Source organism: Lelliottia sp. RWM.1 (assembly GCF_016859735.1).
GTDB lineage: Bacteria > Pseudomonadota > Gammaproteobacteria > Enterobacterales > Enterobacteriaceae > Enterobacter.
Genome location: NZ_WLVC01000001.1, coordinates 330,483 through 343,442 on the forward strand (window position 1 = coordinate 330,483; position 12,960 = coordinate 343,442).

Genomic DNA, 12,960 nt, shown 5'->3' on the forward strand with positions numbered 1-12,960 from the left:
AGGTATCACTTGTTTATCAAAAACAGACAGTTGTGTGATAATCACGCAAGTTACACGAGTCCCGCAGGAAGCACGGTCAGGGGGATGAATAATATGTAACGCTAATATGCAGGCGTGTTTAGGCGCTTCGAAAATATAGAATCTGCGGAATATTGTAAAGCGTAAAAACGGTAAATAAGCGGTGGCTCGTCAAATAATCGAGCCATAATGTATAATATATTAAGCAGGGATATATTCGTGGGGAGGATTGTTAAGTAGTGCTAACAAGTTGTTCAAAAGCACAGGACGAATAATATCAGGAGTAGCCGTTTCGACCCACTGGCGCATTTGCGTCATTTCCATTCCTGCATAGCCACATGGATTGATGCGCAAAAAGGGGGCGAGATCCATATTTATATTCAGGGCAAGTCCGTGAAATGAGCAGCCTTTACGGATACGCAGTCCCAGTGAGCAGATCTTCATCTCACCGACGTAGACGCCGGGTGCGTCAGCACGTGGATGGGCATCAATACCATATTCAGCAAGTGTGTTAACAACGGTCTGTTCCAGGACTGTGACCAACTCACGTACGCCCAGTTTTCTGCGCTTAAGGTTAAGCAATACATACATGACCTGCTGACCAGGACCATGATAAGTGACTTGCCCGCCGCGATCGCTTTGTATTACCGGGATATCACCCGTCATCAACAAATGTTCAGCTTTGCCAGCTTGCCCCTGAGTAAACACGGGCAGGTGTTCAACCAGCCAGATCTCATCGGGTGTTGTGTCATCGCGTGAGTCAGTAAAGTCGTGCATCGCCTGGGAGACAGGCTCGTAAGGTTGTAGCCCTAGATGGCGGACAAGAATTTTATCCTGGTACAAAACAACGTCTCCGAAGAGAAGGTATAAAAGGTGACGAGGAGTATATCACAGCGAGGAGATGGGTTACCCGGCAAACCGGGCAACCGCAGAGGGACTACAGTACCATACGAACAATATCTATGTTGCCAAGTTCTTCGTACAGCGTCTCAACCTGCTCAATATGAGTAGCGGTGATAGTGATTGAGACAGAGTGATAGTTGCCTTTGCTGCTTGGTTTCACTGTCGGAGAGTAGTCACCTGGCGCATGGCGCTGTACCACTTCAACCACCTGATCAACCAGCTCAGGCAACGCCTGCCCCATTACTTTGTAAGTAAATGGCGTAGGGAATTCAAGCAGTTCGTTAAGTTTGGTTTTCATGTCAGCTCCGGCATTGCATCTAAAAAGAATAACTCCCACTGCGTGTGGGAGTTATCAGGTTACTTAGTATATGGGGATCAAAATCACACTTTCAAGTGTTCAATTTTTAGCCAAACCAGTGATGGAACATCAATTTAATGTAATCAATGATTTTGCCGAAGAAATTGCCTTCCGGGATTTCTTGCAGGACCACTAATGGGCGTTGATCGATGGTTTTACCATCCAGCTGGAAGTTAATCGTACCCACAACCTGATTTTTCTGCAGTGGTGCATGCAGTTCAGTTGTGTTCAGCACGTAGCTGGCCTTCAAATCTTTCATACGGCCACGTGGGATAGTCAGGTACAGATCCTTGTCCACGCCCAGCGAAGCACGGTCATTATCGCCAAACCACACAGGCTCGGATGCAAACTCTTTACCGGCTTTCAGTGGGTTCACGGTTTCGAAGAAACGGAAGCCCCAGGTCAGCAGTTTTTTACTCTCAGTTTCACGACCTTTAAAGGTGCGACCACCCATAACGGCTGAGATCAGACGCATCTGACCTTCCGTCGCTGACGCAACCAGGTTGTAACCTGCTTTGTCCGTGTGACCCGTCTTAATACCGTCAACATTCAGGCTGTTATCCCACAGCAACCCATTACGGTTGGTTTGGCGGATACCGTTGAAAGTGAACTCTTTTTCTTTGTAGATAGAATATTCGTTAGGCACATCGCGGATCAGCGCTTGACCAATCAGCGCCATATCGCGTGCGGAGCTATACTGCCCATCAGCATCGAGGCCGTGAACGGTCTGGAAGTGACTATTCTTCAGACCGAGGGCGGTAACATAGCTGTTCATCAGGCCTACGAATGCATCCTGGCTGCCCGCTGCGAAATCAGCCATGGCGACGCAAGCGTCGTTACCGGATTGCAGGTTAATGCCACGAATAAGCTGAGAAACGGGAACCTGCATGCCTGGTTTCAGGAACATCAGCGATGAACCCTTAAAGACCGGGTTACCGGTAGCCCATGCATCATTACCGATCGTGACCAGGTCGCTTTCTTTAAATTTACCTGCTTTCATTGCCTGGCCGATAACATAACTGGTCATCATCTTAGTCAGGCTGGCGGGATCACGGCGGGCGTCAGCATTCTGTTCTGCCAACACTTTGCCAGAGTTGTAATCGATCAGGACGTAGGACTCCGCGTCGATTTGCGGAACGCCAGGGATCATGGTCTTGATATTCAGGTCATCGGCGTGAGCAGCAGAGAATGCAACTGCGCAAAGGGCCGTGGTCAGCGCCATGCGCTGCACAAAACGAGCAGAAAAAGTGGTCTTCATGGTCAGAACTACGACATCCGTGATGGAATTAAAAAAAGTGCCTTACTATAGCAAATGCTATACAGGCAGGCATCCGACTTTCGGCATGACTTTGTGAATGTTGGTTACACAAATTGACAATTCGGATACCGCCGATTATTTACTTTGCAACAGCAATAAATGACTGCAGTTGAGCTTCATTTTGCAGGCGTTGTTGTAGCGCTGTGGCTTGAGGTTTGCTGGCGAATGGCCCCATCTGGATACGCCATACCGCACCGTTTTGCTCCACGCGGCCTGGGACCCCAAATCGCTGGCTCAACTGCTGTTGGTACTGCTGCGCACGGGTATGATCGCTAACAGCACCCACCTGAACAACAAAGCCACCATTGACACTACTGGTTGCCGCGGGAGCGGATACTGCTGCGCTTTGCGTGGTTGCTGGTGCAGTCACGGGTGCAGTCTGTGTCGCGGGTGTTGTAACAGCAGGTGCTGGGGGGGGCTCGCTGCCTTCCAGTACGCCCGCCGCTAAGGTGGTTGGCGCACCTAAAAAGCCACTGCTTTTTACCGGCGCACCTGTTGCGTCGTCGCTCTGCAACGTATCGTTACTGATAGCGCGCACCTCACCCTGAGGCTGAACAGCCTCTGCTGGTGAAGAGGCGGCTCCCATCCCGCCACTTAAATCCGGGCGAGAGGGCAGGGCATAGGTCTGTTTTGCCACGGTCGTACAGGCCATACCCGGGCCAGACAGCGAACCATCCTGGGCCACAATGATAGGGTCGATCCGTACTTTGGTATTATTTGAGGTATTCAGGCGGTCAGCGGCTGCACGCGACAACGAGATCACACGGTCATTACCATAAGGGCCGCGATCGTTAATACGCACGACGATCATACGGCCGTTTGCCAGGTTAGTGACACGGGCATAGCTTGGGATCGGCAGCGTAGCGTGTGCGGCGGTGATCTGCATAGGGTCGAACGCCTCGCCAGATGCCGTTAGATTGCTACCGGGTTCCGCATCATAGATGGCGGTAAAACCGGCCTGACTGAAACGGGATGGATCCTGAACGATTTTGTAGCTTTTGCCATCACGCTGATAGTCCTGATTCGCCGTTGCATTCAGCGGTTCAAACGTTGGGTCAGCGCCGCTGATTTCAACGATCGGGCCATTACAGACCGCAGGCTGCGGCGGCGCGATGGTCGCCTGCTGCTGACCATCATCACTTGAACAGGCTGCCAGCAAACTTGCTGCGATGCAGATACCCAGCCACTGCTTACGCATTGCGATCCCCTTATTTTTATACGCTCTTGGACAACATTTTTCTGTGGGTATGGATCGACATCACGATACCAAACCCGGCCATCAACACGATCAGTGCCGAGCCTCCGTAACTGACCAGTGGCAGCGGTACGCCTACAACAGGCAGAATACCACTCACCATACCAATATTTACGAAGACATAAACGAATAAAATCAACATCAATCCACCCGCCATGACGCGGCCAAAGGTGGTTTGCGCACGAGCCGCAATCCATAACCCGCGCATGATGAGCAGCACATAGAGTGCCAGCAGGATTAAAATACCAACCAGTCCCAGTTCTTCCGCCAGTACCGCAAAGATAAAGTCAGTGTGGCGCTCAGGTAAAAATTCCAGCTGCGATTGCGTACCGTGGAGCCAGCCTTTGCCGCGCAAGCCACCAGAGCCAATGGCAATCTTCGACTGAATTATATGATAGCCTGCTCCGAGTGGGTCGGTTTCAGGATCTAACAGCATCATGACGCGCTGACGCTGGTAATCATGCATCAGGAAGAACCAGAGAATTGGAATAAAGGCGGCTATCAATACCACTGCAATCCCAATCAAACGCCAACTCAATCCGGATAAGAACAGAACAAACAGACCGGACAACGCAATAAGGATAGACGTACCGAGGTCAGGCTGTGCCGCGACCAGCAATGTTGGCAGGAAGATCAGTACCAGTGCTATAGCCGTATTTTTGAGCGATGGCGGGCAGACATCACGGTTAATAAAGCGGGCGACCATCAGTGGTACAGCAATTTTGGCGATTTCCGACGGCTGGAAACGCACAATCCCCAGATCCAGCCAACGCTGTGCGCCTTTTGATATTGCACCAAAGGCATCTACGGCCACCAGTAACACAATACAAAAAATGTACAGATATGGTGCCCAGCCTTCATAAACGCGAGGCGGGATTTGTGCCATCACGACCATAATGACCAGGCCCATCGCGATTTGGCCGATTTTGCGTTCCATCATGCCGATATCCTGGCCGCTGGCGCTCCAGATCACTAATGCACTGTATACCAGCAGGGCTAGCAGGATCAGTAGCATCGCTGGATCGATGTGGATTTTATCCCACAACGATTTTTTATTCGGATTATCTGTCATGGTTATTGGTCCTCCGCCGCAGCGGATACCGGATTTTCAGCCGGCAGTTCGGTGTTGTTATCACCCAGCATAATATGGTCCAGGATTTGGCGCATGATCGTACCTACGGCCGGACCTGCGCCGCCATTTTCCAGAATCATCGCCACCGCAACCTGCGGGTTATCGTAAGGGGCAAACGCTGTCATGAGCTTATGGTCGCGCAAACGTTCAGCGATGCGGTGCGCGTTGTAGGTTTCATTCGCTTTAAGACCAAATACCTGCGCAGTACCTGACTTCGCCGCTACTTTATAAGGTGCGCCTGCAAAGTATTTATGGGCAGTGCCGTTCGGGCGATTTGCCACACCGTACATACCGTCTTTGGCGATTTCCCAGTACCCTGAATGAATATCACCTACTGGAGCTTCGTGCGGCTGTGACCAGGGGACTTTTTTACCGTCTTCTACTGTGCTCATCAACAGATGGGGCACTTTCACAACGCCATCGTTGATGAGAATCATCATTGCTTTATTCATTTGCAACGGGGTAGCTGTCCAGTAGCCCTGGCCAATACCGACCGGGATGGTGTCACCCTGATACCATGGTTTTTTAAAGCGTTTTAGTTTCCATTCACGGGTTGGCATGTTACCTGAACGCTCTTCAGACAAATCGACGCCAGTATAATGGCCGTAGCCGAATTTGCTCATCCACTGTGACAGGCGGTCGATTCCCATGTCGTAAGCCACCTGATAGAAGAAGGTATCCGCTGACTCTTCCAGTGACTTCGTGACGTTCAGATGGCCGTGGCCCCATTTTTTCCAGTCGCGATAACGTTTATCTGAGCCTGGTAACTGCCACCAGCCTGGGTCAAACAGGCTGGTATTGCGGTTGATCACGCCCGCGCTAAGTGCGGATACTGCGACATAGGGTTTTACCGTTGATGCTGGAGGATAAACCCCCTGCGTCGCACGGTTTACCAGAGGGGTGTTCGGGTCGTTTAGCAGGCCAGAATAATCTTTGCTGGAGATCCCATCGACGAACAGGTTTGGATCGTAGCTTGGCATTGAGACCAACGCCAAAATACCGCCCGAGCGAGGGTCAGTAACCACAACGGCGGCACGACTGCCTGCCAGTAACGTTTCGATGTACTGCTGAAGTTTAAGGTCAAGTGTCAGATAGACATCATGACCGGCCTGCGGAGGCACTTCTTTTAGCTGACGGATAACACGGCCTCGGTTGTTAACTTCAACCTCTTCATAGCCCGTCTGCCCGTGCAGAACATCTTCGTAAAAGCGTTCAATGCCGAGTTTACCGATATCATGCGTCGCGGCGTAGTTCGCCAGCTTGCCATCTTTATCGAGTCTGTCGACATCTTTATCGTTTATTTTGGATACGTAGCCGATAACGTGCGTCAGTGCTGAACCGTAGGGATAATAGCGACGCTTATAGCCTTTAACTTCTACGCCGGGGAAGCGATATTGGTTCACGGCAAAACGGGCAACCTGAACTTCCGTCAGGTTGGTTTTTACCGGAATGGAGGTGAAGCGGTGCGAACGTGCGCGCTCCTTTTTAAAGGCTGCGATATCGTCGTCATTGAGGTCGACCACGCTTTTGAGTGCATCCAGCGTATCTTGAACGTTATCGACCTTCTCCGGCATCATCTCGATTTGGTAGATGGTGCGGTTTAACGCCAGCGGAGTGCCGTTACGATCGTAAATAATGCCACGGCTGGGTGCAATGGGAACCAGTTTGATACGGTTTTCGTTTGAGCGCGTCTGGTAATCGGTAAAACGGACAATTTGCAGATTATAAAGGTTGGCGATCAGCACGCCAGTAAGCAGCAAAATCCCCGTAAAGGCGACCAGCGCCCGGCGCACAAACAGCGCGGACTCAGCCGTATAGTCGCGAAAAGAATTCTGTAGTTTCATCCGCTGCTTAATCTACCCTGGTCAGTCATTACTCGCGGTGATAAGGGTGGTTGGTAGTAATGCTCCACGCACGATACAGGCTTTCCGCTACCAGAACCCGAACAAGCGGGTGGGGTAGCGTTAGTGCGGAGAGGGACCAACTTTGTTCTGCTGCCGCTTTGCAGGCGGGGGATAACCCTTCTGGCCCGCCAATCAACAGACTGACGTCACGACCATCCTGCTTCCAGCGCTCCAGTTCGAGCGCCAGTTGCGGCGTATCCCAGGGTTTACCTGGAATATCAAGAGTGACGATGCGGTTCTTGCCTGCGGCAGCCAGCATCAGTTCACCCTCTTTATCGAGAATACGTTTGATATCAGCGTTCTTGCCGCGTTTTCCTGCTGGGATCTCCACCAGTTCAAACGGCATGTCTTTTGGGAAACGACGCAGATATTCAGTAAAACCCGTTTGTACCCAGTCCGGCATTTTTGTGCCGACGGCTACTAGCTGCAACTTCACGCATTAACCCCAGAGTTTTTCCAGCTCATACAGGCGACGGCTCTCTTCCTGCATAACGTGGACAATAACATCTCCGAGGTCGACAACTACCCAGTCTGCGGTCGCTTCACCTTCTACGCCAAGTGGCAGCAGGCCTGCTGCACGCGATTCCTGAGCAACGTGATCAGCAATCGAAACAACATGACGAGTAGATGTACCTGTGCAAATAATCATGCAGTCGGTGATACTGGATTTACCGTGAACGTCGATAGCGATAATGTCCTGACCTTTCAGGTCATCAATTTTGTCGATAACAAAATCCTGGAGTGCTTTACCCTGCAAGTTTTCCCCCTGGGTGAATGAGATTGTACAACTATGAATTCGTGGCCAGACAGTATACCTGAACTGACGCCCGTGTCGGGACAAATGTCACCGCCCGGGCTTTTGAAGGCGGGTATCATCCCACCCTCCGCCTGAGATTGCATCGCCATTTTTGTAAAACAATTTCTGTAAAGCAATGAGTGGCGGGAAAGTCTGGCAGCGGAGGATATCAGCATGGCTTGACCTGTCAAGGCAGGATAGTAAATAACACGCGTTTTCGCGGGTTATGCTGATGTTTCTGCGCTTTTCTGATACAGCCCGTGATGGTGGATATACTCCAGAACCGACAGTGGAAGCAGGTCGTCGCAAGGTAAATCGTGTTGCAGACGTTCGCGAATTAGCGTCGCAGAAATATCAAACCACGGTGTTTCTGCCAGATAAATCTTTCCTGCAGGCAGTGCATGCAAATCTTCAATGTCATCCGTGAGATGCGCATCCAGCCATTGCTGATGCTGCGCTTCTTTCATCGTCAGTGGATAGCCAGGACGACGACAAACCAGAAGATGGCTGTTTTCCAGAATCGTTTCATACTGATGCCAACTGGGGAAACTAAGCAGCGAGTCCTGACCAATGATAAACGCCAGCGGCTTTTCCGGCCCTTGTTCTGCGCGCCATTCTTGCAATGTTTGCGACGTCCAGGAGGGCGTGTCCCTGCGCAGTTCCCGCTCATCAAGTGTAAACAGAGGTTTGTCTGCTATGGCCAGTTCCAGCATACATTTACGTTGCTCACTGGTGGCTTCGGGTTGAGGGCGGTGCGGTGGGACATTGTTGGGCATGATAATCACGCGTTGCAGGCCAATAAGATTGGCCAGTATTTCAACCGGTTTCAGATGCCCATAATGCACGGGGTCAAACGTGCCGCCGAAGAGTGCCTGTAAAGAGCTCATATTATCCATCGATAAAAACGTCTGCCAGCGCCTTGTGGCAGAGCAGTAAGGACAGACTTTCCAGTTCGCCCCAGATCGATTGGCCGTAGTCTTGCTTTAGGGTCAACTCGGCACGCATCAATAATTGAACGGCCTGGCGAAGCTGTTCGGTGCTCAGGCGATTTATCGCTTCGGTGGTCATCGCCCGACGATTTTGCCAAACGCGGTGTTTATCAAACAACGTACGCAGAGGCGTCTGTGCAGACTGGCGCTTAAGATTGTTCAGCAGCAACAGTTCACGTTGCAATGTGCGAAGCAAAATAACCGGCTCACTCCCCTCAAGACGCAGTTGCTGCAAAATATGCAGAGCACGTTTGCTCTTCGCTGAAAGTAATGCATCAACCCAGTGGAATGGGGTGAAGTGAGCAGCATCATTAACGGCTTGCTCAACGCGCGGTAATGTCAACTTTCCATCTGGCCACAACAGCGAAAGCCTTTCCAGTGCTTGCGAGAGCGCCAGTAAGTTACCCTCATAGCAGTAGCAAAGCAGCTGATTGGCCGCATCATCCAGTTGCAGTTTTTGTTGTTTTGCTCTTGCCGCGACCCATTTGGGTAAATGCGCCTGCTCAGGTGTTTGGCAGGTAACCAGAACAGAATGAGGAGAGAGCTGGGTAAACCACGCAGCATTTTCTTGCGCTTTTGTGAGCTTATTTCCGCGCACAATAAGCAAAAGGTCACTGTGCAACAGACTGACGAGCGTTGTCAGTTGTTCGTTGATCGCCGCGTTAGGCCCATTATCCGGCAGAAGAATCTGGATAGTTTGCCGCGATGCAAACAGACTCATGGCCTGGCAGAGTGAAAAAAGAGACTGCCAGTCGGTGCTGTTATCAATCTGGAAAGTGTGGTGTTCATCAAAGCCTTGCGTTGCTGCCACATCTCGAATGGCGTCAAGGCTTTCCTGAAGTAATAACGGATCGTTTCCGAGTAACAGATACGCCGCGCGCAGCCCTTCAGTGAGCTGCGCGCGGAGTTGTTCAGGATACAACTTGAGCATCAGTTACCCATAGACGTAGGAACCGGAGAAGAGATCTCCTCAGGTTGCGCTACTGTGGCAGCTTCTTTGGAAGTCGCCTGGATACTTGGCAATTGACGAATCAACTGCTCCGCCGCTTTGTCGTACATTTCGTTGATGATAATGGTCTGCTCAGCATCTTTTGCCAGCGCAGTTTGCGGGTTATCAAAGAACGAACGGTAGACTTTCGTACTGATTGGGTAAATATCTTTACCTGGAATTAATACGGCAGCGCTCACCGACATAACCAGCTGATACTCCGCCGTACGCCCGTCCTGGAAGATGGACGCGGTGTCTCTGTTCAGTGCTGCATTCAGGACGCGGAACGACGGTATGTCCTTACGTAACGATCCTTTTTCCACAAGCTCAACACCATTCAGGCGCAGCTGGTTACGAATCGCCCGACTCAATGGGCCATTCGGATCCCCGGAATCGAAGATCATCGTTTTCATCTGAACAGGCACTGCCGTGGTATTGCGCAAGTGCCAGCCACAACCTGCGGTGACGAGCACCGACAGAGATAAGAGTAATGTTGCCAGTTGTCGCACGTTTCCTCCCGCGCTTAGCCAACGACCAGATTCAGCAATTTACCTGGTACGTAGATCACTTTACGTACGGTAACGCCCTCAAGATATTTCGCAACCAGATGCTCCTGGCCTGCGCGCTCGCGAACCTGTTCTTCAGTAGCATCGACTGCAACGGTGATTTTACCGCGCACTTTGCCGTTTACCTGCACCACAACCAGCGTGGTGTTTTCCACCATCGCAGATTCATCGGCGACTGGCCATGGAGCGTTGTCGATATCGCCTTCGCCTTTCAGCTCTTGCCACAGGGTAAAGCTTGCGTGTGGCGTGAACGGGTTCAGCATACGTACTACGGCCAACAGCGCCTCACGCATTAACGCACGATCCTGTTCGCCTTCTTGTGGTGCTTTCGCCAGTTTGTTCATCAGTTCCATAATAGCCGCAATTGCGGTATTGAAGGTCTGACGACGACCAATATCATCGGTCACTTTTGCAATCGTTTTATGAACATCACGACGCAGAGCTTGTTGATCTTCGCTCAGTGCATCGACATTCAGCGCTGGCGCATCACCCTGAGAGGTGTGTTCGTAAACCAGTTTCCAGACACGCTTCAGGAAGCGGTTAGCCCCTTCAACGCCGGATTCCTGCCACTCCAGCGTCATATCCGCTGGTGACGCGAACATCATGAACAGACGCACGGTATCTGCGCCATAGCGCTCAACCATTTCCTGCGGGTCGATGCCGTTGTTTTTGGACTTGGACATCTTGCTCATGCCGGTATACACCAGCTCGTGACCTGCAGCGTCGCTCGCTTTCACGATGCGACCTTTTTCATCACGCTCAACAATCGCTTCTTTCGGTGAAACCCAATTACGCTCGCCGTTCGCGCCGACATAGTAAAATGCATCCGCCAGAACCATACCCTGACACAGCAACTGTTTTGCAGGTTCGTCAGAGTTCACGAGGCCTGCATCACGCATCAGTTTGTGGAAGAAGCGGAAGTAGAGCAGGTGCATGATGGCGTGTTCGATACCGCCGATGTAGATGTCAACCGGCAACCAGTAGTTCGCGGCATCTGAATCCAGCATACCTTCCTGATATTGCGGGCAAGTATAGCGCGCGTAGTACCAGGAGGATTCCATAAAGGTGTCGAAGGTGTCAGTTTCACGCAGCGCAGGTTGACCGTTAACGGTCGTTTTTGCCCACTCTGGATCGGCTTTAATTGGGCTGGTGATACCGTCCATCACGACGTCTTCCGGCAGGATCACCGGCAGTTGATCTTCTGGCGTAGGCAATACCGTACCGTCTTCCAGCGTAACCATTGGGATTGGTGCACCCCAGTAGCGCTGACGGGAAACCCCCCAGTCGCGCAGACGGTAATTGACTTTACGTTCGCCTACGCCGAGTGAGGCCAGTTTGTCGGCAATAGCGTTGAAGCCATCTTCGAAGCTCAGACCGCTGAATTCACCGGAGTTGAACAGCGTACCTTTTTCGGTCAGCGCTTGCTCGGACAGATCTGGTTCAGAACCATCGGCAGCCAGAATAACCGGTTTGATGTTCAGACCGTATTTTGAGGCAAATTCATAATCACGCTGATCGTGACCCGGAACGGCCATTACCGCACCTGTACCGTATTCCATCAGCACAAAGTTGGCTGCCCAGACGGGAATCGCTTCGCCCGTCAGTGGGTGAATCGCTTTAAATCCGGTATCGACGCCTTTTTTCTCCATGGTCGCCATGTCGGCTTCGGCCACTTTGGTGTTACGGCATTCGTTGATAAAGGTGGCCAGTGCCGGATTGTTCGCAGCCGCTTTTTGCGCCAGCGGGTGACCTGCGGCAACGGCCAGGTAGGTCGCCCCCATGAAGGTGTCCGGACGGGTTGTGTAAACCGTCAGCGTTTGATCGTAGTTCTCAACGTTGAAGGTAATTTCTACACCTTCAGAACGACCAATCCAGTTGCGCTGCATGGTTTTAACGGTATCTGGCCAGTGATCCAGGTTATCCAGATCGTTCAGTAGTTCGTCCGCATAGGCAGTGATTTTGATAAACCACTGAGGGATCTCTTTGCGCTCGACTTTGGTGTCGCATCGCCAGCAACAGCCATCAATGACCTGTTCGTTCGCAAGAACCGTCTGGTCATTTGGACACCAGTTAACCGCAGAGGTCTTTTTGTAGACGAGGCCTTTTTTGTACAGCTCGGTGAAGAACTTCTGTTCCCAGCGGTAGTATTCAGGCGTGCAGGTCGCCAGCTCGCGGCTCCAGTCATAACCAAAGCCCAGCATTTTGAGCTGGTTTTTCATGTACGCGATGTTGTCGTAAGTCCACGGGGCAGGTGCGGTATTGTTTTTTACCGCTGCGCCTTCCGCAGGCAGACCAAATGCGTCCCAGCCGATAGGCTGTAGAACGTTTTTGCCCAGCATGCGCTGGTAGCGCGCAATCACATCGCCGATGGTGTAGTTACGCACGTGGCCCATGTGTAGTCGACCAGAAGGATAGGGAAGCATCGACAGGCAGTAATACTTCTCTTTGCTCTCGTCTTCGGTAACTTCAAAGGTACGCTTCTCGTCCCAGTGTTGCTGGACTTTTGATTCTATCTCTTCCGGGCGGTATTGCTCTTGCATGGCAGCCAGTGGTCCTGTTTTCAATACAGCTACAAATGTAGCCAATGGATGTGGTATCTCAGATCCGCATAGCATAGCCCAAACGCCCGCGCCAAAACAGCCTTTCACACAAATGCGCTTTGCAGGAATTTACAGGGTCTGTGGCTCACCTGACAAAGCGGCGCTGAAATAAGGTCTATCATTAGAAACAGTT

12 protein-coding genes are annotated in these 12,960 nt (G+C 51.5%); all 12 read right to left on the reverse strand.

Translation table 11 applies throughout. The annotated features are described in order from the left end of the window. Positions 1 to 219: 219 nt before the first annotated feature. The 12 genes from lipB to leuS all read right to left on the reverse strand — a co-directional run bounded on the left by lipB (position 220) and on the right by leuS (position 12,767). Positions 220 to 861 (reverse strand): lipoyl(octanoyl) transferase LipB, encoded by a 642-nt coding sequence (lipB, locus tag GF617_RS01555; protein ID WP_181622653.1) that lies wholly within the window; start codon positions 859 to 861, stop codon positions 220 to 222. Between the two features lie 94 nt (positions 862 to 955). Next, complete coding sequence (ybeD, locus tag GF617_RS01560; protein ID WP_003022706.1) at positions 956 to 1,219, reverse strand: DUF493 family protein YbeD; 264 nt, start codon at positions 1,217 to 1,219, stop codon at positions 956 to 958. A gap of 106 nt (positions 1,220 to 1,325) precedes the next feature. After that, a complete protein-coding gene (dacA, locus tag GF617_RS01565) occupies positions 1,326 to 2,537 on the reverse strand; it encodes a D-alanyl-D-alanine carboxypeptidase DacA (RefSeq protein ID WP_181622654.1) in 1,212 nt (403 codons plus the stop codon). A 139-nt stretch (positions 2,538 to 2,676) separates the two neighbouring features. Then, complete coding sequence (rlpA, locus tag GF617_RS01570; protein ID WP_203450918.1) at positions 2,677 to 3,795, reverse strand: endolytic peptidoglycan transglycosylase RlpA; 1,119 nt, start codon at positions 3,793 to 3,795, stop codon at positions 2,677 to 2,679. Between the two features lie 16 nt (positions 3,796 to 3,811). Beyond that, a complete protein-coding gene (gene mrdB / locus GF617_RS01575) occupies positions 3,812 to 4,924 on the reverse strand; it encodes a peptidoglycan glycosyltransferase MrdB (protein WP_014069325.1) in 1,113 nt (370 codons plus the stop codon). Positions 4,925 to 4,926: 2 nt separating this feature from the next. Further along, the gene (mrdA, locus tag GF617_RS01580; RefSeq protein WP_181622656.1) at positions 4,927 to 6,828 is read right to left on the reverse strand and encodes a peptidoglycan DD-transpeptidase MrdA; all 1,902 of its coding nucleotides are present in this window, start codon (positions 6,826 to 6,828) and stop codon (positions 4,927 to 4,929) included. 28 nt (positions 6,829 to 6,856) lie between these two features. After that, positions 6,857 to 7,324 carry a 23S rRNA (pseudouridine(1915)-N(3))-methyltransferase RlmH gene (gene rlmH / locus GF617_RS01585; RefSeq protein ID WP_038159501.1) on the reverse strand — a complete coding sequence of 156 codons (468 nt, stop codon included), beginning with the start codon at positions 7,322 to 7,324 and terminating at the stop codon, positions 6,857 to 6,859. 3 nt (positions 7,325 to 7,327) lie between these two features. Further along, on the reverse strand, positions 7,328 to 7,645 hold the full coding sequence (rsfS, locus tag GF617_RS01590) for a ribosome silencing factor (protein ID WP_181622657.1): 318 nt from the start codon (positions 7,643 to 7,645) through the stop codon (positions 7,328 to 7,330). 263 nt (positions 7,646 to 7,908) lie between these two features. Further along, positions 7,909 to 8,580: a nicotinate-nucleotide adenylyltransferase gene (nadD, locus tag GF617_RS01595; RefSeq protein ID WP_181622658.1), complete on the reverse strand. Its 672-nt coding sequence runs from the start codon at positions 8,578 to 8,580 to the stop codon at positions 7,909 to 7,911. After that, positions 8,573 to 9,604: a DNA polymerase III subunit delta gene (gene holA / locus GF617_RS01600; protein ID WP_181622659.1), complete on the reverse strand. Its 1,032-nt coding sequence runs from the start codon at positions 9,602 to 9,604 to the stop codon at positions 8,573 to 8,575. The genes nadD and holA overlap by 8 nt, the downstream gene beginning before the upstream one ends. After that, positions 9,604 to 10,170: an LPS assembly lipoprotein LptE gene (gene lptE / locus GF617_RS01605; RefSeq protein WP_181622660.1), complete on the reverse strand. Its 567-nt coding sequence runs from the start codon at positions 10,168 to 10,170 to the stop codon at positions 9,604 to 9,606. The genes holA and lptE overlap by 1 nt, the downstream gene beginning before the upstream one ends. A 14-nt stretch (positions 10,171 to 10,184) precedes the next feature. Next, positions 10,185 to 12,767, reverse strand: a complete 2,583-nt coding sequence (gene leuS, locus GF617_RS01610; RefSeq protein WP_203450919.1) for a leucine--tRNA ligase — start codon at positions 12,765 to 12,767, stop codon at positions 10,185 to 10,187. Between the last annotated feature and the right edge of the window lie 193 nt (positions 12,768 to 12,960).

What these genes read in the sequence shown, in the direction of transcription:
- mrdB (WP_014069325.1), bottom strand. Translation starts at nt 4,924, where the DNA reads ATGACAGATAATCCGAATAAAAAATCGTTGTGGGATAAAATCCACATC.
- leuS (WP_203450919.1), bottom strand. Translation starts at nt 12,767, where the DNA reads ATGCAAGAGCAATACCGCCCGGAAGAGATAGAATCAAAAGTCCAGCAA.
- dacA (WP_181622654.1), bottom strand. Translation starts at nt 2,537, where the DNA reads ATGAAGACCACTTTTTCTGCTCGTTTTGTGCAGCGCATGGCGCTGACC.
- holA (WP_181622659.1), bottom strand. Translation starts at nt 9,604, where the DNA reads ATGCTCAAGTTGTATCCTGAACAACTCCGCGCGCAGCTCACTGAAGGG.
- rlpA (WP_203450918.1), bottom strand. Translation starts at nt 3,795, where the DNA reads ATGCGTAAGCAGTGGCTGGGTATCTGCATCGCAGCAAGTTTGCTGGCA.
- ybeD (WP_003022706.1), bottom strand. Translation starts at nt 1,219, where the DNA reads ATGAAAACCAAACTTAACGAACTGCTTGAATTCCCTACGCCATTTACT.
- nadD (WP_181622658.1), bottom strand. Translation starts at nt 8,580, where the DNA reads ATGGATAATATGAGCTCTTTACAGGCACTCTTCGGCGGCACGTTTGAC.
- mrdA (WP_181622656.1), bottom strand. Translation starts at nt 6,828, where the DNA reads ATGAAACTACAGAATTCTTTTCGCGACTATACGGCTGAGTCCGCGCTG.